General features: G+C 66.0%; 22 protein-coding genes. 8 read left to right on the top strand and 14 right to left on the bottom strand.

Going from position 1 to position 21,110, the window contains the following annotated elements:
• Nucleotides 1–14: 14 nt before the first annotated feature.
• Nucleotides 15–593 (top strand): TetR/AcrR family transcriptional regulator, encoded by a 579-nt coding sequence (locus tag ASC63_RS05655; RefSeq protein ID WP_235491893.1) that lies wholly within the window; start codon nt 15–17, stop codon nt 591–593.
• A gap of 31 nt (nt 594–624) precedes the next feature.
• Here the strand turns inward: ASC63_RS05655 and ASC63_RS05650 are convergent, their stop codons facing one another.
• Nucleotides 625–912: a hypothetical protein gene (locus ASC63_RS05650; protein ID WP_082487701.1), complete on the bottom strand. Its 288-nt coding sequence runs from the start codon at nt 910–912 to the stop codon at nt 625–627.
• A 141-nt stretch (nt 913–1,053) separates the two neighbouring features.
• Between ASC63_RS05650 and ASC63_RS05645 the strand changes: the two genes are divergently transcribed.
• Nucleotides 1,054–1,602, top strand: coding sequence for a dihydrofolate reductase family protein (locus ASC63_RS05645; protein WP_055810680.1), 549 nt, complete (start codon nt 1,054–1,056; stop codon nt 1,600–1,602).
• Between the two features lie 59 nt (nt 1,603–1,661).
• On the opposite strand, the gene ASC63_RS05640 is transcribed toward ASC63_RS05645, so the two are convergent.
• Nucleotides 1,662–2,138 carry a winged helix-turn-helix transcriptional regulator gene (locus ASC63_RS05640; RefSeq protein WP_055810678.1) on the bottom strand — a complete coding sequence of 159 codons (477 nt, stop codon included), beginning with the start codon at nt 2,136–2,138 and terminating at the stop codon, nt 1,662–1,664.
• A 109-nt stretch (nt 2,139–2,247) separates the two neighbouring features.
• Here ASC63_RS05640 and ASC63_RS05635 point away from each other — a divergent pair, with 109 nt between their 5' ends.
• Nucleotides 2,248–2,772 (top strand): SRPBCC family protein, encoded by a 525-nt coding sequence (locus tag ASC63_RS05635; RefSeq protein ID WP_200936787.1) that lies wholly within the window; start codon nt 2,248–2,250, stop codon nt 2,770–2,772.
• A 2-nt stretch (nt 2,773–2,774) separates the two neighbouring features.
• Here the strand turns inward: ASC63_RS05635 and map are convergent, their stop codons facing one another.
• Nucleotides 2,775–3,560 carry a type I methionyl aminopeptidase gene (gene map / locus ASC63_RS05630; protein ID WP_055810676.1) on the bottom strand — a complete coding sequence of 262 codons (786 nt, stop codon included), beginning with the start codon at nt 3,558–3,560 and terminating at the stop codon, nt 2,775–2,777.
• Between the two features lie 64 nt (nt 3,561–3,624).
• Here map and ASC63_RS05625 point away from each other — a divergent pair, with 64 nt between their 5' ends.
• Nucleotides 3,625–3,891: a helix-turn-helix domain-containing protein gene (locus tag ASC63_RS05625; RefSeq protein WP_055810673.1), complete on the top strand. Its 267-nt coding sequence runs from the start codon at nt 3,625–3,627 to the stop codon at nt 3,889–3,891.
• A gap of 276 nt (nt 3,892–4,167) precedes the next feature.
• The gene (locus ASC63_RS05615) at nt 4,168–4,686 is read left to right on the top strand and encodes a hypothetical protein (RefSeq protein WP_055810668.1); all 519 of its coding nucleotides are present in this window, start codon (nt 4,168–4,170) and stop codon (nt 4,684–4,686) included.
• 63 nt (nt 4,687–4,749) lie between these two features.
• On the opposite strand, the gene ASC63_RS05610 is transcribed toward ASC63_RS05615, so the two are convergent.
• Nucleotides 4,750–5,376: a PadR family transcriptional regulator gene (locus ASC63_RS05610; RefSeq protein WP_055810666.1), complete on the bottom strand. Its 627-nt coding sequence runs from the start codon at nt 5,374–5,376 to the stop codon at nt 4,750–4,752.
• A gap of 118 nt (nt 5,377–5,494) precedes the next feature.
• The gene (locus ASC63_RS05605) at nt 5,495–7,000 is read right to left on the bottom strand and encodes an MFS transporter (protein ID WP_055810664.1); all 1,506 of its coding nucleotides are present in this window, start codon (nt 6,998–7,000) and stop codon (nt 5,495–5,497) included.
• Between the two features lie 265 nt (nt 7,001–7,265).
• On the opposite strand from ASC63_RS05605, the gene ASC63_RS05600 reads away from it, so the two are divergent.
• A complete protein-coding gene (locus tag ASC63_RS05600; RefSeq protein ID WP_055810663.1) occupies nt 7,266–8,549 on the top strand; it encodes a glycosyltransferase 87 family protein in 1,284 nt (427 codons plus the stop codon).
• Here the strand turns inward: ASC63_RS05600 and ASC63_RS05595 are convergent.
• The 9 genes from ASC63_RS05595 to ASC63_RS05555 form a co-directional block, all read right to left on the bottom strand.
• Nucleotides 8,521–9,717 carry a class I SAM-dependent methyltransferase gene (locus ASC63_RS05595; protein ID WP_235491887.1) on the bottom strand — a complete coding sequence of 399 codons (1,197 nt, stop codon included), beginning with the start codon at nt 9,715–9,717 and terminating at the stop codon, nt 8,521–8,523. The two genes, ASC63_RS05600 and ASC63_RS05595, sit on opposite strands and share 29 nt — an antisense overlap.
• The gene (locus ASC63_RS16635) at nt 9,714–10,355 is read right to left on the bottom strand and encodes a hypothetical protein (RefSeq protein ID WP_055810661.1); all 642 of its coding nucleotides are present in this window, start codon (nt 10,353–10,355) and stop codon (nt 9,714–9,716) included. Before ASC63_RS16635 ends, ASC63_RS05595 begins: the two co-directional genes overlap by 4 nt.
• A gap of 154 nt (nt 10,356–10,509) precedes the next feature.
• Nucleotides 10,510–11,892 carry an LLM class flavin-dependent oxidoreductase gene (locus tag ASC63_RS05585; RefSeq protein WP_082487267.1) on the bottom strand — a complete coding sequence of 461 codons (1,383 nt, stop codon included), beginning with the start codon at nt 11,890–11,892 and terminating at the stop codon, nt 10,510–10,512.
• 72 nt (nt 11,893–11,964) lie between these two features.
• The gene (locus ASC63_RS05580; RefSeq protein ID WP_055814986.1) at nt 11,965–12,378 is read right to left on the bottom strand and encodes a heat shock protein transcriptional repressor HspR; all 414 of its coding nucleotides are present in this window, start codon (nt 12,376–12,378) and stop codon (nt 11,965–11,967) included.
• Between the two features lie 44 nt (nt 12,379–12,422).
• Nucleotides 12,423–13,418: a DnaJ C-terminal domain-containing protein gene (locus tag ASC63_RS05575; protein WP_055810657.1), complete on the bottom strand. Its 996-nt coding sequence runs from the start codon at nt 13,416–13,418 to the stop codon at nt 12,423–12,425.
• An 8-nt stretch (nt 13,419–13,426) separates the two neighbouring features.
• A complete protein-coding gene (locus ASC63_RS05570) occupies nt 13,427–14,050 on the bottom strand; it encodes a nucleotide exchange factor GrpE (protein WP_082487264.1) in 624 nt (207 codons plus the stop codon).
• Nucleotides 14,051–14,052: 2 nt separating this feature from the next.
• A complete protein-coding gene (gene dnaK, locus ASC63_RS05565; protein WP_055810655.1) occupies nt 14,053–15,927 on the bottom strand; it encodes a molecular chaperone DnaK in 1,875 nt (624 codons plus the stop codon).
• A gap of 309 nt (nt 15,928–16,236) precedes the next feature.
• Nucleotides 16,237–17,943, bottom strand: a complete 1,707-nt coding sequence (locus ASC63_RS05560) for a cation:proton antiporter (protein WP_055810653.1) — start codon at nt 17,941–17,943, stop codon at nt 16,237–16,239.
• Nucleotides 17,944–18,031: 88 nt separating this feature from the next.
• Nucleotides 18,032–18,832 carry an SDR family NAD(P)-dependent oxidoreductase gene (locus ASC63_RS05555; protein ID WP_055810650.1) on the bottom strand — a complete coding sequence of 267 codons (801 nt, stop codon included), beginning with the start codon at nt 18,830–18,832 and terminating at the stop codon, nt 18,032–18,034.
• An 88-nt stretch (nt 18,833–18,920) separates the two neighbouring features.
• On the opposite strand from ASC63_RS05555, the gene ASC63_RS05550 reads away from it, so the two are divergent.
• On the top strand, nt 18,921–19,496 hold the full coding sequence (locus ASC63_RS05550) for a TetR/AcrR family transcriptional regulator (RefSeq protein WP_055810648.1): 576 nt from the start codon (nt 18,921–18,923) through the stop codon (nt 19,494–19,496).
• A gap of 74 nt (nt 19,497–19,570) precedes the next feature.
• Nucleotides 19,571–20,923 carry an MFS transporter gene (locus ASC63_RS05545; protein WP_055810646.1) on the top strand — a complete coding sequence of 451 codons (1,353 nt, stop codon included), beginning with the start codon at nt 19,571–19,573 and terminating at the stop codon, nt 20,921–20,923.
• The last annotated feature ends 187 nt before the right edge of the window (nt 20,924–21,110 follow it).

Here is a 21,110-nt window from a genome sequence, read left to right as displayed (position 1 = left end):
TGATGGAGCCACAATTGCCTCATCTGCGAACCGACGCACAAGAGAATCGCGACCAGATCCTGGCCGCCGCATCCGCCGTGTTCGCAGAGACCGGCCTCGACGTGGGAATGCGCGAAATCGCCCGCCGAGCCGGAGTCGGGCCAGCCACGCTCTATCGACGCTTCCCGACAAAGCAAGCGCTGATCGACGAAGCGTTCTCCGTCGAACTGCAGGCATGCCGCGCCATCGTGACAGAAGGTTGCGCCAACCCGGATGCGTGGCGCGGCTTCATCTCCGTCGTGGAGCGTCTCACCTCCCTCAACGTGCAGAACAGAGGCTTCGTCGACGCGTTTACGTCATCGAACTCCGTGAGCGAGATCATCACCGAGCATCGACGCGAACTCCTTCGCATGCTTGATCGGCTTGCGCGTCGCGCTCAACAAAGCGGCCAACTCAGATGCGACTTTCACATCGACGACCTCACACTCATGCTTCGAGCAGGACGGGGACTGGCCAGCGGTCGCCCTGAGGCCAGGGCCGCCGCCGCGCGCCGATTCGCGAGGCTAGCGATCGATGCGTTCCAAGCCCAACCCACGCGCACGCCACCAGCCTGAGGCATGTGGCTTCGCGGCCGACCGATGGATGCTACTGGTCGCGTGCTTGATTGACAGCATTGATGAGGGAGGAACCCCTGATCGCGAGCCGCTCAGCGAGCGCCACGATGATTCCCTCCGGACCACGCACGTAGGCCATGCGCCAGACGCCTTCATACTGGCCGATGCCACCGACCAGCCCGTAGCCCGCCGCAGCCAGCCGATCGACGTGCGCCTCGAGCTCGTCGACTTCGAGGCCAAGCCCGACGAAGAATGCCGTCACGTGATCGAGGTTTTGAACGGTGACACCGACATGGTCGAACCGCATGATTGTCGACATGAGCACCGCCTCCAGGCATCCGTTGCGTACGACCCAGCACAGAGCCCACGGCGGATCGTACAAACGCACACCCCTCTGGCCCGGCGGCAGTCTCGAAGTGGCACCCTGCGATTGTCGGGGGTCTGCGGCAGCATCGGAGACATGAAGCCTCATCTCCCCTTTGAAGGATGCGTGTTTCTTGGCCTCAGCGTGGACGATTTCATCGCCCGCCCAGACGGCGACCTGTCCTGGCTCATCAGCCGCGGGGAGGCGGCCGGCGACGCAGGTTTCACTCCCTTCATGCAGAGCGTCGACGCCCTGGTGATGGGCAGGGGTACCTACGAAGCCATCGCGCACCAGCCCGAGTGGCCGTACCTGGGTCGCCCGGTGCACGTGTTGAGCAGCTCCCTCGCCGCCGACGTCGACGAGCGCATCACGGTGCACTCCACCTTCACCGTCGCGGTGCAGGCATTGAGCGATGCCGGTTATCGGCGCGTCTATGTCGACGGAGGCCAGACGACGCGCGCCTTCCTTGAAGCAGGGCTTATCACTGAGCTGACCTTGTCTCGCGTGCCGGTGCTCATTGGGCGCGGTGTTCCACTTTTCGGGCCACTCTCAGCCGACATCGCTCTCGAGCACATTCGCACCAACGTGCTCGCCGGCGGAATGGTGCAAACGACGTACCGCGTTCTGTCGGCTCCGCTTTCGTGAGAACCGTCCGGGCATCTGAACGACATGGCAGCGTTGCTTGGCTACTCGAAAGGGTTCGATCAGCGTGAACGATTTCCTCCGCGTCGCTGCGCGAGGTACTCGGCGGGCATGCCCGGCCCGATGCGAATAGCGACCTCCTCCTCGGGCACGATGCCGCACGCCTCGCATGCAACGACCGCGTGCACAGCGCCGTCCTCACAGGCGGCGTGCCGGTACAGGATCGGCGGTTCGATGGGAGAGGCCCACGTATCGCCCCACTCGGTAAGGGCAATCAGCGCGACAGCGAGTGCGCGGCCTTTGGCGGTGAGGATGTAGTCGGCTGAACCTTCGCGCTCCATAATGCCGCCCGCCACGAACGACTCCAGTCGCGACGTGAGCACATTGGTCGCTATTCCGAGATTGTGTTGAAAGTCGCCGAAGCGTGTCACCCGGGCGAACAGGGCGTCGCGGATGATGAGCAGACTCCATCGCTCGCCGACGAGTTCGAGTGATCGCGCGATCGAGCACACCTGAGTGTCGTACGTCTTGCCCAACATGGCTCGACTCTATCACTTGCATGAAGCAAGCAACTGGAGTTACAGTGGCTTGCATCATGCAAGTTCATGAATCCCTCCCTTCGACGGGGGCACGCAAAGGAGCAGAGAAATGGCCGCGAACTACACGACGTCGATCACGGTGGATGCCACGCCACAAGAAGCGTTCGATGCGATTAACGACGTTCCCGCGTGGTGGGGACGAATCACTGGTTCGACGACCGCGGTCGGTGATGAGTTCGTCTATCTCGTTCCCGGGTTGCACTACAGCGGATTTCGCGTCACCGAACTCGCCCCGAAGATCCATATCGCGTGGCTCGTCACCGGCAGCTATCTCGACTTCGTAACCGACAAGCAGGAGTGGACGGGCACCACGGCTCGGTTCGACATTGATGCGACCGACCAGGGAACGCGGATCACCTTCACCCACGACGGCCTCAAGCCTGAGGACGAGTGCTACGAGCTGTGCTCGAACGCGTGGGGCATGTTCGTCAACGGCAGCCTCAAAGCGTTCATCGAGACCGGAACGGGCCAGCCGTACTCATTCGATGGCGACGAAGCGCTGACCCCGGACGATCACGCAGAGCTGCACCAGCAGGTGGCCGAGGCAGCCGCACTCGCAAACAACGCGGGCTGACGCTAGTCGTGACCCTCAGGCCGGGCGCGACCGGTCAAGACGATCGGCCCCCTCTCGGTGATGGCTATCGTGTGCTCCGAGTGCGCCGTTCTGCTTCCATCTGAGCTGCGCAAGGTCCAGCCATCCGCATCGGTGCGCAGCTTGTCTGTTCCGCGCATGAACCAGGGCTCGAGCGCGATCACCAGGCCGGGCCTCAGCGGGTAGCCGCGGCCGGGGCGGCCGTCGTTGGCCACGTGCGGGTCGCCGTGCATCGTGCGGCCGACGCCGTGCCCGCCGAACTCGAGGTTGACCGGGACGCCCGCCGCGTGTGCCACGGCGCCGATGGCGTGCGAGATATCGCCGATCTTGTTGCCGACGCGTGCGACGGCAATCGCGGCATCGAGCGCGTCCTCGGTGAGCCGAATCAGCTCGAGATCCTCTTGGCGCGCCGTGCCGACGGCAAAGCTGATGGCGGAGTCCGCGACCCACCCATCAACGCTGACGGCGAAGTCGAGGCTGAGCAGATCCCCGTCGCCCAGTCGGTACGGGGTTGGTTTTCCGTGCAGCACGGCGTCGTTGACAGAGGTGCACAGCACGTAGCCGAAAGGCCCGGAACCGAACGACGGCGCGTAGTCCAGATAGCACGATTCGGCGCCACGCTTGCGGATCATGTCGTGCGCGATCGCATCCAGTTCGAGCAGGCTGACTCCAACCCGCGAGGCCTCTTTCAGAGCGGTAAGCGTGTTGGCCACGAACTCACCAGCGGGTTTCATCGCTTCGATTTCTGCCTTCGTGTGCAGCTCGATCATTTATGTACCTTCCTGCCTGACCCCGGGGCGTCGGTATGATTATACCGGTACTATTATTGGTGCCATGGTGCGAATCCCGTTGACTGCTGAACAAATCGAGCGCGGGCGGATGCTCGGCAGGGCCCTGCGAAACGCGCGCGGCGCGCGCACGATGGTCGAGGTCGCATCCGCCGCCGGCGTCTCGGTCGAGGCGCTTCGCAAGATCGAGACCGGACGCAGCCCCTCGCCCGAGTTCTTTACCGTCGCGCAGATCTGCGGCGCGCTCGATATCAGCACAGACGAACTCGTCGCAGCTCGAATCACGCCTGACGAGACCGCAATCGCCTCATAGATTCCGCAGCCTTCGTGCATGAGCGCTCTGCTCCAGGCGCGGCTCGAGATTGGGCCGAGCGGTGTGTTCCGAACTGCGCGACACAGCCGTGAAGGCTGGCGAGATACTGCCCGATATGGATGCCTTCGCTCTGCTGCGCGGCGTCGCCAACCTCTGTGTCGGCGCGGGCACGAACCCCCGCTATGACGCGCGGCGCCTTGTGGGACTACTCATCGCCGGGATGCGCCTGCACCCGAGCAATGAGCGAAGAGCGAAACCAACCGTAAACTTCTCGCTATGAACGACCCTGTCGCCGGCATCCGCGAAATGCTCAGCAGAGCAGTCGTTGTGCTCGATCACGCTGGCGCCCGCGACGAGGCCATCGCCCGCTTCGTGTCGCCACGGCGTCGGCTCGGGTTCACCCGTCCGGCCGTGATGCTCCCGCTCGGCCGCGTGTGGCGGCTCGGCGTGCTGTTGCTCGAGCGCGATGCGACCGTTTACGCCACGGGCTCGATCACCCGGGTCACCGAGCCCGTTCGGCCCAACTATCAGTCACTCTCGGCCGAACAGCGACGCGGATACCGCGCGGCGGCGTTCAAGGGCGGCTTTGCGCAGGGCGAGACTGTCAATTTCGATGCGACCGTCATCGAGCTGGATGCCACGCAACTGCGCTCGAGCCGCGGCCCACTGTTCCTCCGCGGCGACAGCGCGCTCGTGCGCTGGAGCCGCTCGGCCCCCGATGACGACGCGACAGACCTCGAGAGCTACCTCTCCGATCGCGTGAGCCTACTGGTCAACCCACCCGAAGGCGCCTGACACGAGACAAGCGCCCCGGCGCGATAGCAATCGCGGCCGAGGCGCCATCTGGTCTGAACTCGTTTAGTCGGCGAGAATCAGGTAGAGCGAACGGCGCAGGTCATCGATCTTGTCGATCGCGGCGGTGCGCTGCTGCTCGGTTGCCGAGAGCCGGAACTGGTGGACCACGCCCATCAGCTTTCCTACGCTTTCGTAGAAAGCGGCATCCGCCTTCGTGGGGCCCGGATTCGACTGCCAGGCCTGCGCAAGCTCCTCCGCGTGTTCCTCGACGTAGCTGCGACCCGTCTCTGACAGTTCGTACTCGGTGCGTCGGTCGTCGCCAGTCGCCACGATGAGCTCTTCATCGACCAACTGCTGCAGGGTCGGGTAGACCGATCCGGGGCTGGGGCGCCAGGCGCCACCGGTCTTCTCGGCGATGGCTTTGATCAGGCCGTAGCCGCTTGACGAACCGGTCTCGAGAAGCGAGAGAATCGCCGCCCGAACGTCGCCGCGATTGGCGCGGCGCTGGCCGCGGGGCCCGAAGTTTCGCGGATCGAAGCCGGCCGGGCCGAAGCCACCGAAGCCCGGGCCACCGAAGCCGCGTCCGCGGCCATGACGCTCGCCCGAGGGGTCGTGGTGGAACCGTACGAAAGCCGAAGCGGCCTCTGCATGGTGTTGGTTGCGTGGGTTTCTGTTGTGTGCGTATTTCATTCGCAGTGTCCTTTCGTGTGCTCGCCACATGCGAGCCATCGCAGATCTTCTGCGATATGCCAACGATATATCGCTACTTATCGTTTGTCAATCGCGATCTGCGGAAAAAGGCAGCGAGTCAGGGGCGCCTCCGCGAGCGCGACCGCAGGCGCAGCGCGAAGAGAAAGCCGAGGGCAAGAAAACCGGCGGCTACGAAGAGCGAGGTGCGCGAGGCATCCGCCATGCCGGCTGACAACGCCTCGGGCCCGGTGCCGGAAAGTCCCGCGGCGAGGACCCCACCGATGAGCGCCGTGCCGAGAGCTGACCCCACTTGGCGCACCGTGCTCTGCGTCGCCGAACCCTGCCCCGACTGCTCGGTCGGAATGTCGGCGAGCACCGTTCCGGTCAGCTGGGCGGATGCGAGACCGAGACCGAGCCCATAGACCACCAGCAGCAACGCGAGAACCCAGGGGGAGCCGCTCGCACTGAGCAGCAGTGCCGTGGCGGTCACGCCGACAACCTCGATTCCGAGACCGAGCAGCACGACGTTCGGCGCACCCATTCGCTCGGCGAGATGCCGCGCCATCGAGCCCGAGAAGAAGGCCCCGACACCCATCGCCGCCAGCACGAGACCTGCCCCGAGAGTTGTGAGCTCCATCGCGTTGACGATGAACAGTGGAAGCACGAACAGCAGACCGAATTCGCCTATCGCCACGCACAGCGCCGTCAGGTTGCCCCAGGTAAAGGTCGGCACCGTGAACAGCGAAAGATCCAGAATGGCGGAGCGCCCGTTATGGCCGCGGTGCCGCTCCCACAGAATGAACAGCGCAATGGCGGCAACACCTATCGCCCCGGCCACCGGAACGGGCGAGACGGGGGCGGATGCCGGCCACACCCATCCGAAGATGCTGAACTCTGCGGTTGGTTTCCACCACCCCAGCGCGCGCCCTTCGATCATGGCGAAGACGAGACCGCCGAAGCCGATAGCGCTCAGCAGCAGACCGTCGACATCGAGGCCGCGGGAGGTAATCACCGCCCGAGTGTCGGTGACGGTGAGGAATGCGCCGACGAGGATGATCGCGCCCAGCGGCAGGTTGACCACGAAGATCCACTGCCAGCCGAATGCGGTGGTCAGCCAGCCGCCGAGCAAGGGGCCGAATGCGGCCATGCCCGAGATAACGGCGCCCCAGATGCCGAAAGCGACAGCACGGTCGCGGCCACGAAAGGTCGCGTTGACACTGGACAGCGTCGTCGGCAGAATGAGCGCGCCGCCGACGCCCTGCACAACACGGGCGAGAATCAGCGCGCCGGCGTCGCCCGACAGCGCGGCCAGCAGGCTTCCCGCCATGAATATCAGGATGCCGACCACGAGCATCCGGCGCCGCCCGAGCCTGTCACCGAGCCGGCCGGCTGTCAGCAGCAGCGCCGCGAAAACGACGGAGTAAATGCCGTTGACCCACTGCGCTTCGCTGAGGTCGAGCTTGAGTTTGTCGATCAGCACCGGTAGTGCGACACCCACGATGGTGCCATCGAGCACGATCATCGAGAGCGCGGCCGCCAGCACGCCGAGACCGATCCAGCGGCGACGGCCCGTCTGGGGTGCGGTGTCGACGGCGACGATTCCGTCGTTCTGAGTCTGTGCCATTGTCATTCTCCCCGTGCGCGGCCGATGAATGGCGGGGCCGCTCCTTCGTCTTCAGCCTACGGATGCGCGTTCGGCGTGCGAATCGATCAAAGGTTGGAAAACGTGCGCCGGCACACCCTGAGGTGACACGTATCGACCTTCGTTCGCGAGCGAAGGTCGATACTCGTCACCTCAGGCAGCTGCGCCCTTGGGGCAAGGTGCGGATTCGGCACAAGGCTCGTAATGTTGAGGAAGGGGCTGCGTCGGGCGGTCGGAGGGGCGGCCCATGAGCAACGGTACCGACACGCTTCTCGATACCGTGGCCTCCGAACGGGCCGACACTGCCGCCCCGGCGACCACGCGCGTCTGGTGGGAGCGGCCGCGCATGTTGCTGCTCGGCTTCGTCGTGGCGCACCTGGCACTCTTCGCCGCGCTGTTGCCGAGCATGCTGAACGGGCATCCGCTGGGCGATCTTTCGCTGTACCGACGCTGGGCCGAGGGCGCGCTGGGCGCCGGCCACTGGCCCGGAGTCTCCGAGTCGTGGGTCTACCCCGTCGGCGCCGTTGTGCCGGTGATTGTCGCCGAACTCGCCGGCCCACTTCTCTTCGAACTCATCTGGGTACTGCTCACGACAGCCCTCAACGGCCTTGCGACCTGGATGCTTGCGCGCGGCCCCCACACGCGGGCGCGGTATCTCGCCGCCTGGTGGTGGTTGCTTCTCGTTGTCGTGCTCAGCCCGGTCGACCCGCTGCGCCTCGATGGCCTGACCGCACCGATGGTCGTGATCGCGCTTGTCATGCTTGCCCGCTGCCCCGCTGTCGCCGGTGTCATCCTCGCGGCGGCCACCTGGATCAAGGTGTGGCCGGCCGCGGTACTGCTCGCCGTGTTCGTCACCGCGCGACGGCGCTGGGTCGTCGCCGCAGCGGCCGCCGCCCTCACCGCTGTCGTCGTCGCGGTGGTGATCGCGTTCGGCGGGGGCGCGCACATCGCCAGCTTCGCCACGGAACAGTCCGATCGGGCCATCCAGCTCGAGGCGCCCGTGGCCACGCCGTGGGTCTGGATGACCGTCTTCGGAATACCCGCCGCCTCCATCTGGCTGAACCGCTCCATCGCGACGCAGGAGGTCTACGGCCCGGGCGACAGCGTCGTGGCGGCCTGCATGACTCCGGCGATGCTCGTTGCCGTGCTCGGCATCCTGATTCTCGCCGTGATGGCCCACCGGCGCTCCAAAGACTCGCGTCGCGTGCTGCTCGTAGCCGCGCTCGCACTCACCGCCGCGCTCATCGTGTTCAACAAGGTGGGGTCGCCGCAGTACATGCTCTGGCTGGTGCCGCCGATCGCCGTCGGCCTTGTCTGGCACGTGCGGCAGTGGCGCGTTCCGGCGATACTCATGATCGCCATCGCTGCGCTCACGACCCTCGTCTTTCCAATCCTGTACGTGCCCCTCACCAATGGCGACGCCCTGGCCGCCTCAGTGCTGCTCGCACGCAATCTGCTGCTGATAATGCTGCTTGGCTGGGCGATCTGGAGGCTGGTGCGGCTCACGCGCGCGTCGACACCGTTACGGTGAACTTCGCGTTGCGCCCGACCTCACGCGTTGGCCCGACAATGCGGGTGAGCGCTTTGCGATAGGCGAGGTGCGTGTTGAAGACCGTCCACAGCTCGCCGCCGGGCGCGAGAACGCGGGCGGCATCGTCGAACAGGCGCAGCGCGGCGCCGGCATGCACCGAGGCGCCCACGTGGAAGGGCGGGTTCAGCAGAATGAGCTCGGCAGAGGCATCCGCCTGGCTGGCGAGAGCGTCATCGCGCACCACCGTCACGCGGTCGGCCACGCCGTTGGCCTCCATTGTGGCGCGAGCGGATGCGACGGCGGCTGCCGATTGGTCGGTCGCGAATACACGGATGCCCGGCCGCGCCCCCGCGAGCGCGGCGGCTATCACACCGGTTCCGCACCCCAGATCGATGGCGGATGCCGCGCTCGGCTTCGCCTGCGGCAGAAAGTCGAGCAAAAACCGCGTGCCGATGTCGAGCTTCGTGCCGGCGAACGCGCCGCCGTGCGCGCAGACCCAGATGCCGATGTCGTCGTGAAACTCGCGGGCGGGCCACGCCTCGCCGCTGGTCGAGTAGCGAGCGCCAGCGAGCGTATCGAGACCTTGCTCGGGTCTCGCGCTGCGCTCGTTTCTCGCCTCACTACTCGACCAGCGCCGTACCGTCAGCACGCGCGCCTTTTGCCGTGCCAGCCCGGCCCGCACCTCACCGAAGTGCCGGCCGAGAACTTCGTTCATGGCGCGCGTCAGGTGCTTGAGCATGCCGCCGGCGTACACCGTGACATCCGGTGCCGCGTGCTCGGCGATGAGTGCGGCGATCTCGTCGAGCGCGGCGAGACTGCGCGGCAGCTGCATGAGCACAACGCGCGCACCGCTCAGCAGTTCGGCTCCGAGCGGCAGCGAACTATACGCATCGGTGAGACCCGCATCGGCGGCGTTCAGCGCCAGCGCACGCTCGCCCGAGAGCGCATCCTGATGCACCCGGATGCCCCGCGCCGAGTGCAGCGCGGCCGCCCCGAGCGTGAGAGCCCCGTAGTGGTCGCCGATCACGACGAGCTCGCCTTCTGCGATGCCGGCGAGCGCGGTCGCCGCCGTTTCGAGAATGAGCCGGTCGGCGGCATCCGTCGCGAAGAGATTCGGCGCCTCGACGTCGGGGCGGCGCCGCAGCGCGTCGAAAGAGAAGCCGGTCACGCCGATTGCCCGAGAGGTGCCGCGGCTGCAGCAGCCGGGGCGCGGAACGCGTGCGCCATCCACCACCACGTGAGTGCGCCGACGGGGATAGCCGCCACCAGGCTCCCGATGGCCACGATCGCCGCGCCGCCGCCGAGCGAGCCGATTCCACCGCTGATCTGTTGCAGGCCCAGGCTTGCCAGATTCGCGATGACCCCGAGAATCCCGCCCACGATCCATTGCCCCACGATGCCGATACCGATGCCGCTCCAGGTGACGCCACGCGGCCGGCTCACTCCATGCGCGCGCAGGATCCACCCGCTGACCAGCACGGCGAGAACCATGATCAGGATGCCCGCCACAGCCACCGCGATCAGCCACGGAATCCACGGCGCGGGGTCGATATGAGTGTCCACCCAGAAGCGATCCCAGGAACTCGCATCCGCTGGTCGGCTGGCAAGAGAATTCGTAATGGTGAAGGCGAGCAGCACAACACCCACGAAAACGACGGGAAACACGGCCACGGTGAAGCCGAGCTGCAGCAGGAGCAGAGCGACGGCACCGGCAACGAATGCGCCACGCCTTTGCCGCCTCGTCAGCGGTGGCCGCGGGGCAGGCGGCGCGACGGGGGCATAGCCATACGGCGGCGGGTTCGTCATGCCCCCATCCTGTCAGCCATAAGCCGCTCGAGTCGTTCTTCTCGCACGCCGCCTCACTGAGGGGCGAACTTTGGCCCCTCAGATCGCGATTTAAGGGGCCAAAGTTCGCCCCTCAGCGACAGGACAACGAGTGAAACGGATGCCCGCGAATCGGTCAGCTCTCGGCGCGCGCACCGAAACGGTACTGAGCGCCACGGTGGTCGTCGGGCAGGCGGTCACCGTGACCGTGCAGCTTGTTGCGCAGCGTGCCCTCGACGTACTCGGTGGGGTACACGCCCCGCGCCTGCAACACCGGAATCACGTATTTCACGATGTCTTCGAAGGTGCCCGGGGTGATGGCGTAGGCCAGGTTGAAGCCGTCGACGTCGGTGTCTTCCACCCACTCCTGCAGGGTGTCGGCAATCTCCTCACCGCTGCCGACGATGTACGGGCCGAGGCCACCAATGGCGCCCTGCGTGCCGATGTCGCCCACCGTCCACTCCGTGCCGTCGTCGGCGCCGCGCTGCACATTCGCCACCGCAGACTGGATGGCGTTGCTCTTGACGTGACCGATCGGCTCGTCCAGCGCGTAGGTGGAGAGATCCACGCCCATCCAGCCGGACATGAACACGAGGGCGCCCTCCGCGCTGGCGTAGCTGAGGTAGTCCTGCAGCTTGGCCTGCGCCTTCTCCGAGGTCTCGTCGGTGATCACCGTCAGCAGCGTGTAGATGCGTGCCGAGTACCGGTCGCGACCGGCCGCCTCGAGCGCATCCCGAATCTTCTTCACCGTCTCTTTCAGGCCCTCCTTGGTGGAGTTGGCCACGAAGATCGCCTCGGCGTTGCCGGCCGCGAAGGCGATGCCCCGAGAGGATGCCCCGGCCTGGTAGATCACGGGCGAGCGCTGCGGCGACGGCTCCGAGATATGGATGCCGGGCACGGTGAAGTGCTTGCCCTTGTGGCCGATCTCGTGCACCTTGGCCGGGTCGGTGAACACGCCGGTCTCACGATCGCGCTTGACCGCGTCGTCTTCCCACGAGCCCTCCCACAGCTTGTAGAGCACCTCGAGGTACTCATCGGCGTAGTCGTAGCGGTCGTCGTGCTCCATCTGGTCGTCGTGACCCATGTTGCGCGCCGCCGACGGCAGGTAGCCGGTCACGACGTTCCAGCCGATGCGACCCTTGGTGAGGTGATCGAGCGTCGACATGCGGCGCGCGAAGGGGTAGGGATGCTCGTAGGCGGTTCCCGCGGTCACCCCGAACCCGAGGTTCTCGGTCACGTACGCCATGGCCGAGATCAGCATCATCGGATCGTTCACGGGCACCTGCGCGCCGTGCTTGATCGCGCCCTCGTTCGTGCCGCCGTAGACGTCGTAGGTTCCCAGCACATCGGCGATGAAGATGCCGTCGAATTTGCCACGCTCGAGCAGCTTGGCCAGCTCGGTCCAGTACTCGAGATCCTTATAGGTAGCCGAACGGTCATCCGGATGCCGCCACATGCCCGAGGACTGGTGGGCGACACAGTTCATGTCGAAGGCGTTGAAGCGAATCTGACGGCTCATACACCCATGGTGCATGCTGTGTCGTCATATGCCGCCCCGCTCCGAAACATTCGGTCACATGCGCGGTGGAGCTCAGCGCTCGAGCGGGCGCCAGACGACGAGCTGGTTGGAGCGGCGGGCGCGCGTGCCCGCCTTCAGCGAGATAACGTCGCCCTCGATGTCGGCGGCGAAGACGCGGCGACCGGGCCGGTTGAGCAGCTCGTCGGCGAGCATCGCCTCGAGCTCACGCACGCGCGACGACAGCGCGCTCACCTGGTCTTCGAGCTCCAGCACGCGCCGGATGCCCTCCAGGCTCACGCCCTCCGCGCCCAGCCGAGCGACCTCCCGCAGCCTCACGATGTCGCGCATCGAGTAGCGCCGGGACTTGCCCGAGGTGCGGCCCGGGCTCACGAGCCCGAGCCGGTCGTACTGGCGCAGCGTCTGCGGGTGCATGCCCGAGAGCTCGGCCGCGATCGAGATCACGAACACCTTCGAGTTCTCGTCCATGCCGCCGCCATTCACGCCACCGCGCCCGTCACCGAATGGCATTTTCAGCCTCGCGCCTTCGCCAACAGATCGGCGCGCGGGTTCTCATCCGGAAGCTTCGCCACGAAGGCCTTCAGCGCTTCTTCGGCGTCTCCGGAGAGATGCGACGGCACGGCGACCTGCACTATCGCCAGCAGGTCACCCGTTCCCTTGGTCGTCGCGACGCCCCGACCCTTGACGCGCAGCACGCGCCCGCTCGGGGTTCCCGGTGCCACGCGCAGCCGCACGGGGTCGCCACCCAGCGTGGGCACCTCGATGGTGGCGCCCAGCGCGGCCTCGGCGAAGGTCACCGGCACGTTCACACGCAGGTTGAGCCCATCGCGCTCGAACACCGGATGCTTGCGCACGCTCACCGTGAGCACGATGTCTCCCGGCGCCCCACCGTCCGGGCTCGCCTGCCCCTTGCCGCGCAACTTGATCTTCTGACCATCTGCGACGCCGGCGGGAACCTTCACGTTGATGGGCCGGCCATCCGAGGTCTGCAGGTGAATCGTGTCGCCCTTGGTGGCTGTGACGAAATCCAGCGTTGTGGATGCCGTCACGTCACGCCCGCGGGTCGGCCCCGATGCGCCGCGGAAGCCGCCGCTCGAGGAGCCGAAGCGCCCGTTGCCAAACATGCCGCCGAGGATGTCCTCGAAGCCGCCACCACCACCCTGCTGGAACGAGTAGCCCTGTTGCCCGCCGCCACCGGCGCCGAACATGCCGCCGAAGACGTCATCGAAGCCACCCGACTGGGCACCGCCGGGCGCGGTGAAGCGCGCGCCGGAACCCATGGCACGAATCTGGTCGTATTCCTTGCGCTGCTCGGCGTCGCCGAGCACCGAGTGCGCCTCGCTGATCTCCTTGAACTTCGCCTCGGCCGCAGCATCACCCGGGTTAGAGTCCGGGTGATACTTGCGGGCGAGCTTGCGATAGACCTTCTTGAGTTCGGCCGGCGTCACATCCTTGGAAACTCCAAGCACCTTGTAGAAGTCCTTGTCGAACCAATCCTGGCTAGCCATCGGGCCCCCTAGCCGTTACTCGGAGTGAAAACCACGACCTTCGCGACCCGAACCAGCGAGGAACCGAGCGTGTACCCGGTCTCGACGACCTCGGCGATCGTCTCAACGGTGACCTCGGGGTTCGGCTGCTGAAAGACGGCCTCGTGAATGTTGTGATCGAACGGTTCGCCGGCCGCGCCGAACGGTGTGGCGCCGAGGCGCTCCACGGTTGCGCGCAGCTTGGCGGCGATCGTCACGAACGGGCCCTCACCCTCGAGATCGCCGTGCTTCTCGGCACGGTCGAGGTCGTCGAGAACGGGAAGCAGCGCCATGACGGTGTCGCCGACGGCGCGCTCACGCTCCACCTCGCGGTTGGCCTCGGTGCGCTTGCGGTAGTTCGCGTACTCGGCGGTCACCCGCTGCAGATCGGCGAGCCGCTCCGCAGCGAGTTCCTCGGCGGATGTCTGCCCCGACAGGAAGTCAAGGTCGACATCGGAAAGCGAGGTTTCGACGTCCGGTCCCTCGAAGCCGTCTTCGGCGGCCTCGGGCACTTCAGTTCCTGAGCCCGCCGAAGGGCCCAAAGGCTCCTCGACCGGCGTCTCGTCGTTGGGCTCGTTCGGGCCGTTTTCGGGGTTCTGATCCTTCGCGGCCATCGTTACTTGGCCTCGGACTCGGGCTCGTCGTCCACAACCTCGGCGTCGACCACATCCTCGTCGGATTCGGTGGACTCGGTGCCCTCGGCACCGGCCTCGCCCGCTTCGCCGGATGCGGCATCCGCCTGAGCAGAGGCGTAGATAGCCTCGCCGAGCTTGCCCTGGCTCTCGACCAGCTTGTCGTACGCGGTCTTCACCGCGTCGTCGTCGTCACCGGCGAGCGCCGACTTCAACCCGTCGACATCGCCCTGAACCTCGTTCTTGACGTCCTCGGGCAGCTTGTCTTCGTTCTCCTTGATGAGCTTGTCGATGGAGTACGCGAGCTGCTCGGCGCCGTTGCGGGTTTCGGCGGCCTCGCGGCGCTTCTTGTCCTCGGCGGCGTTCTCTTCGCCCTCGCGCACCATGCGCTCGATGTCTTCCTTCGCCAGCGACGAGCCGCCGGTGATGGTCATCGACTGCTCCTTGCCAGTGCCCTTGTCTTTGGCGGACACGTGCACGATGCCGTTGGCGTCGATGTCGAAGGTGACCTCGACCTGAGGGATGCCACGGGGCGCGGGAGCGATACCAGTGAGCTCGAAGGTGCCCAGGTTCTTGTTGTCGCGCGTGAACTCGCGCTCGCCCTGGAAGACCTGGATCGCGACGGACGGCTGGTTGTCATCCGCCGTGGTGAACGTCTCGCTGCGCTTGGTGGGGATGGCCGTGTTGCGCTCGATGAGCTTGGTCATGATGCCGCCCTTGGTCTCGATGCCGAGACTCAGCGGAGTGACGTCGATGAGCAGAACGTCCTTGCGCTCGCCCTTCAGCACGCCAGCCTGCAGTGCGGCGCCCACGGCGACGACCTCATCGGGGTTCACGCCCTTGTTGGGGTCCTGACCGCCGGTCTCCTTCTTGACGAGCTCGCTCACGGCGGGCATGCGGGTGGAACCACCCACGAGCACCACGTGCGCGATGTCGCCGACCTTGATTCCGGCCTCCTTGATGACGTCCTGGAACGGCTTCTTGGTGCGGTTCAGCAGGTCTTCGGTCATCTGCTCGAACTGGGCGCGGGTGAGCGTTTCGTCGAGGTTCGCCGGGCCGTTCTCGGTGAGCGAGAGGTACGGCAGCTGGATGCTCGTCGACATGCTCGACGAGAGCTCCTTCTTCGCCTGCTCGGCGGCCTCCTTGAGGCGCTGCAGCGCAATCTTGTCCTTGGAGACATCCACGCCCGTGGAGTCCTTGAACTTCTTGATCAGGTGCTCGACGACGCGCTGGTCCCAGTCGTCGCCGCCGAGGCGGTTGTCACCGCTGGTGGCGCGAACCTGAATCGTGGAGAAGTCGTCGTCCTTGCCCACCTCGAGCAGCGAGACGTCGAAGGTGCCGCCGCCGAGGTCGAAGACCAGGATGAGCTCGTCTTCCTTGCCCTTGTCGAGGCCGTAGGCGAGCGCGGCAGCGGTGGGCTCGTTGATGATGCGCAGCACGTTGAGGCCCGCGATCTCACCGGCCTCCTTGGTGGCCTGGCGCTCGGCGTCGTTGAAATACGCCGGGACCGTGACAACGGCATCCGTCACCGTGTCGCCCAGGTACTGCTCGGCGTCACGCTTGAGCTTCTGCAGAATGCGTGCCGAGATCTCCTGCGGGGTGTACTTCTTGTCGTCGATGGCGACGTTCCAGTCGGTGCCCATGTGGCGCTTGACGGATGCGATGGTGCGGTCGACGTTCGTGACGGCCTGGCGCTTGGCGGTCTCGCCGACCAGCACCTCGCCATCCTTCGTGAATGCGACGACCGACGGGGTGGTGCGGAAGCCTTCGGCGTTGGCGATAACGGTGGGCTCGCCGCCCTCAAGCACGGAGACCACGGAGTTGGTGGTACCGAGGTCGATTCCTACTGCACGTGACATGCGCGATGTTCTCCTTCTGTTACAGTCCCGCGGATGCCGCGGGGCAAGTTCTCGTGAGACTTGAGTCTCGCAGACTCAAGTTTGCCACCCGCCATTTTCGCTGTCAAGTCGAGCGCGCAAAACTTGAGTCGACCTGGCTCAACCCACCGCGGGGCCGTGCATTCCACGGACCCTCGACCACGAACGCACAACCGGAAGTTTGACGACAGACCGGATTTTTCCCGGGATTCGTCCGGTTTGTCGATAAATTTCCGGCCCAGCGTGAAGCGCTGCCCAGTCCGGCACGGTCCGCCCCTGTCCCACGCGCAACTACAACTCGGGCGGGGCTCCCTTGAGCTCGATGCTGATCTGGTCGGCATCGAGGTTGGTCAGTGCGCTGTTGAGTACCTCGGCGGAGTAGGCGCCGTCGTCCCGGGCGTCGAGCAACGCGGTGCGCTGGGCCGCAATGATATCGAGGGTGCGTTTCTTCCACGCCACGTGGTCGTCAGCGGGGCCGGCGGCATCCGCGCGCGCGACAGCGGTGGCCGCGGCATCCGTAGGTGAGGCATCCGCCTGCTGCGCAACCGACGTCGTGACGTCGCGCTCGATCTCGGCGAGAAGGGCGAGGATGCGCCCGCGCTCCTCCTTACTCGCCGCGTCATCGGGAAGCGCCGGCTTGATCCAGGAGACAAAGGCCGAGAGCGTGCCCCCCTGCAACAGCAGTGATGCTGCGGCGACGGTGAAAGCGATCAGAATGAGCAATGCCCGATGCGGGGTCTCGCCGAACGGTAGCGTCTGGGCGGCCGCAAGGGTGACGGCACCGCGCATCCCTGCCCACACCAGAACGCCTCCTTCGCGCCAGCCGAGGGGAGCAGCGACCAGATAGTCGATGTCCGCGATCGAACGGCGCACACGGATTCTGAGCATTTCGAGGCGCCGCGGGCTGGGTGCGGGGCCGCGCGTGTCTTGAACGATGAGCGACTCTTCGGAGCTGTTGAAACGCTCCTGCATGACATCCAGCCTCGGCTTCATCTTCTGCCCGCGGCGGGCGCGGCGGCGCAGACCAGAAAGCAGCGGCGCAACATAGGCGGCACGAACGAGCACGGTGAGCACGAGCGCACCGGCGGCGATGAGGACCGCCGTTCCGATGCCGGCGTGCTCCTTCTGCACCTCACTGACGATGTTGAAGAGCTCAAGGCCCATCACGAGAAAAACCGCACCCTCAAGAATCAGTTCGATGACGTGCCAGTTCTGGCTGTCGGAGAGCCGATGCTGTGGCGGCAGCTTGCGAGCGGCACCGCGACCGGTGATGAGACCGGCTACGACCGCAGCCACCAACCCGGATGCGCCGAGAAGCTCCGCAGGAATCGAGGCCAGGAACGGAACGGTGAACGACAGTACCGTGTTCACGGTGGCGTCGCTGATCTTCGAACGCACCCAGAGGTTGAGCTTGCCGACGACAAAACCGAGTACGACGGCGACCGCAACGGAGTACGCGAAGCTGCCGAGCACTCCCCAGAACGACACCGCCGCGGCGGTACCGGCGATGGCGGTGCGCAGCAACACGAGCGCAGTGGCGTCGTTGAGCAGGCTTTCGCCTTCCAGAACGGCCACGACGCGGCCAGAGACCCCGACCTTCTTCACTATCGAGGTTGCGACGGCATCCGTGGGGCTCACAATCGCGCCGAGGGCGATTCCCCACCACAGGCCGAGGCCCGGGATCACCCAGGCGAAGAACAGCCCGAGCACGATCGAGGAAATGACGACCAGCGCCACGGAGAGACCGCCGATCGCCGTGAACTCGCGGCGAAAGTTCATGGTGGGCATGGAGACCGATGCCGAGTAGAGCAACGGGGGCAGGATGCCGGCGAGCACCCATTCGGGGTGGCTTTCGATCGGCGGAATGAACGGAAGAAAGCTGACCCCGATGCCGGCAACCACCAGGATGAGCGGTGCCGAGATGCGCAGTCGGGGAGCGAACGCTGCGGCTGCCGCGACGGCAAGGAGACCTACGACCATCACTATCAGGATGGTCATCGGCTTCCCCCTTACGCTTCGGCGCTGAGCGTCGACCGTCACTGTTTAACGAGTCCAACCTAGCGGCGCGATGCGCGACGTGTGAGGATCAGGGCTTCGGCCGCATAAGTCTTTCGCCGGCGCCAAGCACGAGTCGCTCGGGAAAACGCTTCGAGAAGACCCTGGCGAAGAAGGCATTCGCCGCTCCATCGACGACCGACGAGGCGTTCCCGTCCAGAGCCTTCAGCGCCGTCTGCACCACCTGCCGCGGAGTGCGCTTGCCACGCACCGCGCCACTGTTCATGGGTGTCTCGGTGGGCCCCGGGCTGACCGCGAGCACGCGCACACCCGATTGCGCGGTCTCGGACCAGAGCGCCTGGGTGAACGAGAGCACGAACGCCTTCGTGGCCGAATACACCGCTCGATACGGCGCGGGCTGGTAGGCACCCGTGCTCGCGATATTCACGATGACGCCGCGACCGCGAGTCATCATCCCCGGCAGCAGCCGGGAAGTAATGCCGACAACCGCGCCGATGTTCGTGGCGATCATTGCGGCGAGAGCGTCGGGATCTGCGGCGGAGACCGGGCCACCGCCGCTCACCCCCGCGTTGTTGACCAGCACGTCGACCACGATTGCGGACGCCTCCAGCCGCTCGAACAGCTCCTGTGCAGCGGTGGCCTCCGAGAGATCGAGCCGCATGGTGGTGACCTGCACCTGATAGCGCGAACGCAGCTGCGCCGCCACAGACTCGAGCGCCTCGAGCGAGCGCGCCACGAGCACCAGATTCGCCCTTCGCTCGGCCAGACGCGCGGCGAACTCGGCACCGATGCCCGAGCTCGCTCCCGTGACGAGAGCGGTACGGCCGGTGAACTGCGTCGCATCCGTGTGATTCTGTGGCGCATGTGCCATCGTTCGTCCCTTCGACGAGTCGACGCTATCACAAAACGGATACTCTATCCGATCGGATATCTAATCAGTAAAGCATTACTATGGCGTGATGAATGCCGATGCGCCCCAGGCGCCGCCTCGTCGCGATGCGGCCCGCAACCGTGCCCAGATTCTCGACGCAGCACGCCGCATGGTCGCCGACGGCCACAGCGTGCAACTGAACGCAGTTGCCCGCGAGGCCGACGTCGGCGTCGGCACGGTCTACCGCCACTTCGCCACCGTCGACGAACTGCTCGAGACACTGGTGCTCGACCGGTTTCGTGCAATGACGACGGATGCCCGCCGTGCCGCCGAGGCGCCGCATCCGGTACCCGCCTTCCGCGCCTTCCTGCGCTCCGCCCTCGCCGTGTACATCGACGACGAGGTGTTCGCGAGCGTCGCCGCGACCCCTCAGCCGGCGCTCGAGGAGACCCAGGTGGCGCGTGCGGCGCTGCTCGCCGAGTTCGGTCGATTGCTCCAACACGTTGGCGAGACCGGCAGCCTGCGACCGTCGATCAGCGCTGCCGACGCGATGGCATTGATCTGCGGAATCGCCTACGCCGCGAAGCTCGCGCCCGGGCGAAGTTCGGAGAGCGCGGCCGACAGGTATCTGGGGGCTCTGCTCGATGGCTTGCTGCTCGGCTGAAGCCGGCGTGAAGCCCTGCGGCCGTGCCCGCGCCGATACCCCGATTGTTCACCGCCCACCGCTAGCCTGATGCCATGGCAGAAGAGCAGGGGCTTGCCGGCAGCGTCGCCGCACCGCAGACATCCGTGACCACAACACCGGTGCCGCGACGACGCGTTCTGTCGTGGGCCCTCTGGGACTGGGGTTCGGCGTCGTTCAACGCGGTGGCCACCACGTTCGTGTTCACCGTGTACCTCACCAACAGCAAAGAGTTCGGTGGCAGCACTGTCGTTTCTGCGCAACTCGGCTGGGCACTCGGCATCGCCGGGGTGCTGGTGGCGCTGACGGCCCCGATCACAGGACAGCGCTCCGACAAGGGCGGCCGCCGCAAGCTGTGGCTGGCCGTCAACACCTACCTCGTAGTGATTGCCCTTGGGCTCATGTTCTTCGTGGAGAAGTCGCCATCGTTCCTCCTGTTCGGCCTCATCCTGCTGGCCGCCGGAACCGTGGCATTCGAATTCGCCAGCGTCAACTACAACGCGATGCTCGCCCAGGTCTCCACGCCGCGCACGCTCGGCAAGGTGAGCGGCTTCGGCTGGGGCATGGGGTACATCGGCGGCATCGTGCTGTTGCTCATCGTGTACTTCGGTTTCATCAACCCGAGCGTCGGTCTGTTCGGCGTGACAAGCGCCAACGGACTCTCGGTGCGGGTCTCGATGCTCATTGCCGCGATCTGGTTCGGCCTGTTCGCGCTGCCCGTGCTGCTGTCGGTGCCGGAGAATCGGCCGCGCGCGGATATCGCGACAAAGCGCGTCGGATTCTTCCAGTCCTACGCGATTCTCGGCCGAGACATCGCCCGCCTGTGGAAGACCAGCCGGCACACGGTGTTCTTCCTCATCGCCAGCGCGATCTTCCGCGACGGCCTGACCGGCGTCTTCACCTTCGGCGGGGTACTTGCTGCCGGCACCTTCGGATTCTCGGCCGGCCAGGTGATCATCTTCGCCATAGCGGCGAACCTCGTGGCCGGCGTCGCAACTATCGCGGTCGGGGCGCTCGATGACCGGGTTGGGCCGAAACCCGTGATCGTGACGTCCCTGATCGGGCTGGTCGTCTGCGGCTCGCTCATCTTCGTCTTCCACGACGGCGGGCAGATTGTGTTCTGGACGTTCGGCCTGGCCCTGTGCCTCTTCGTCGGCCCGGCACAGTCGGCGAGCCGCTCCTTCCTCGCCCGGGTGATTCCGGCGGGGCGTGAGGGCGAGGTCTTCGGCCTCTACGCCACCACCGGCAAGGCCGCCACCGCTCTCGCACCGTTCGCCTTCGCGATCTTCGTCTCCATCGGCGGCGCGCAGTACTGGGGCGTGCTGGGAATCGTGCTCGTGCTGGCCATCGGCCTGTTCCTGCTGCTGCCCGTGCAGGCGAAACAGAACCAACTCGCCGCCCGGGAATAGCCGGCTCGAATTCCCACGGCATCCACATGGCCGGGTTCTAAGGTGGTGCCGTGAGCATCGACACATCGCACATCGACGACGCCTCCTCCGCATCACAACTGCTGACGGATCGCGCGGCCCACGCGCTCGGTCACGTCGACGAGTCGGCCCTCGACGAGATCCGCTCGCTGCGCGACGACTTTGCGCG

Source organism: Leifsonia sp. Root112D2, assembly GCF_001424905.1.
GTDB lineage: Bacteria > Actinomycetota > Actinomycetes > Actinomycetales > Microbacteriaceae > Root112D2.
This window is presented reverse-complemented; position numbering and strand designations above follow the sequence as displayed.

What these genes read in the sequence shown, in the direction of transcription:
- ASC63_RS05585 (WP_082487267.1), bottom strand. Translation starts at nt 11,892, where the DNA reads ATGAGCCGTCAGATTCGCTTCAACGCCTTCGACATGAACTGTGTCGCC.
- ASC63_RS05605 (WP_055810664.1), bottom strand. Translation starts at nt 7,000, where the DNA reads ATGGCACAGACTCAGAACGACGGAATCGTCGCCGTCGACACCGCACCC.
- ASC63_RS05635 (WP_200936787.1), top strand. Translation starts at nt 2,248, where the DNA reads ATGGCCGCGAACTACACGACGTCGATCACGGTGGATGCCACGCCACAA.
- ASC63_RS05550 (WP_055810648.1), top strand. Translation starts at nt 18,921, where the DNA reads ATGAATGCCGATGCGCCCCAGGCGCCGCCTCGTCGCGATGCGGCCCGC.
- ASC63_RS05650 (WP_082487701.1), bottom strand. Translation starts at nt 912, where the DNA reads ATGTCGACAATCATGCGGTTCGACCATGTCGGTGTCACCGTTCAAAAC.
- ASC63_RS05560 (WP_055810653.1), bottom strand. Translation starts at nt 17,943, where the DNA reads ATGACCATCCTGATAGTGATGGTCGTAGGTCTCCTTGCCGTCGCGGCA.
- map (WP_055810676.1), bottom strand. Translation starts at nt 3,560, where the DNA reads ATGATCGAGCTGCACACGAAGGCAGAAATCGAAGCGATGAAACCCGCT.
- ASC63_RS05555 (WP_055810650.1), bottom strand. Translation starts at nt 18,832, where the DNA reads ATGGCACATGCGCCACAGAATCACACGGATGCGACGCAGTTCACCGGC.
- ASC63_RS05625 (WP_055810673.1), top strand. Translation starts at nt 3,625, where the DNA reads ATGGTGCGAATCCCGTTGACTGCTGAACAAATCGAGCGCGGGCGGATG.
- ASC63_RS05615 (WP_055810668.1), top strand. Translation starts at nt 4,168, where the DNA reads ATGAACGACCCTGTCGCCGGCATCCGCGAAATGCTCAGCAGAGCAGTC.
- ASC63_RS05645 (WP_055810680.1), top strand. Translation starts at nt 1,054, where the DNA reads ATGAAGCCTCATCTCCCCTTTGAAGGATGCGTGTTTCTTGGCCTCAGC.
- ASC63_RS05545 (WP_055810646.1), top strand. Translation starts at nt 19,571, where the DNA reads ATGGCAGAAGAGCAGGGGCTTGCCGGCAGCGTCGCCGCACCGCAGACA.
- ASC63_RS05580 (WP_055814986.1), bottom strand. Translation starts at nt 12,378, where the DNA reads ATGGACGAGAACTCGAAGGTGTTCGTGATCTCGATCGCGGCCGAGCTC.
- ASC63_RS05640 (WP_055810678.1), bottom strand. Translation starts at nt 2,138, where the DNA reads ATGTTGGGCAAGACGTACGACACTCAGGTGTGCTCGATCGCGCGATCA.
- ASC63_RS05610 (WP_055810666.1), bottom strand. Translation starts at nt 5,376, where the DNA reads ATGAAATACGCACACAACAGAAACCCACGCAACCAACACCATGCAGAG.
- ASC63_RS05600 (WP_055810663.1), top strand. Translation starts at nt 7,266, where the DNA reads ATGAGCAACGGTACCGACACGCTTCTCGATACCGTGGCCTCCGAACGG.
- dnaK (WP_055810655.1), bottom strand. Translation starts at nt 15,927, where the DNA reads ATGTCACGTGCAGTAGGAATCGACCTCGGTACCACCAACTCCGTGGTC.
- ASC63_RS05570 (WP_082487264.1), bottom strand. Translation starts at nt 14,050, where the DNA reads ATGGCCGCGAAGGATCAGAACCCCGAAAACGGCCCGAACGAGCCCAAC.
- ASC63_RS16635 (WP_055810661.1), bottom strand. Translation starts at nt 10,355, where the DNA reads ATGACGAACCCGCCGCCGTATGGCTATGCCCCCGTCGCGCCGCCTGCC.
- ASC63_RS05575 (WP_055810657.1), bottom strand. Translation starts at nt 13,418, where the DNA reads ATGGCTAGCCAGGATTGGTTCGACAAGGACTTCTACAAGGTGCTTGGA.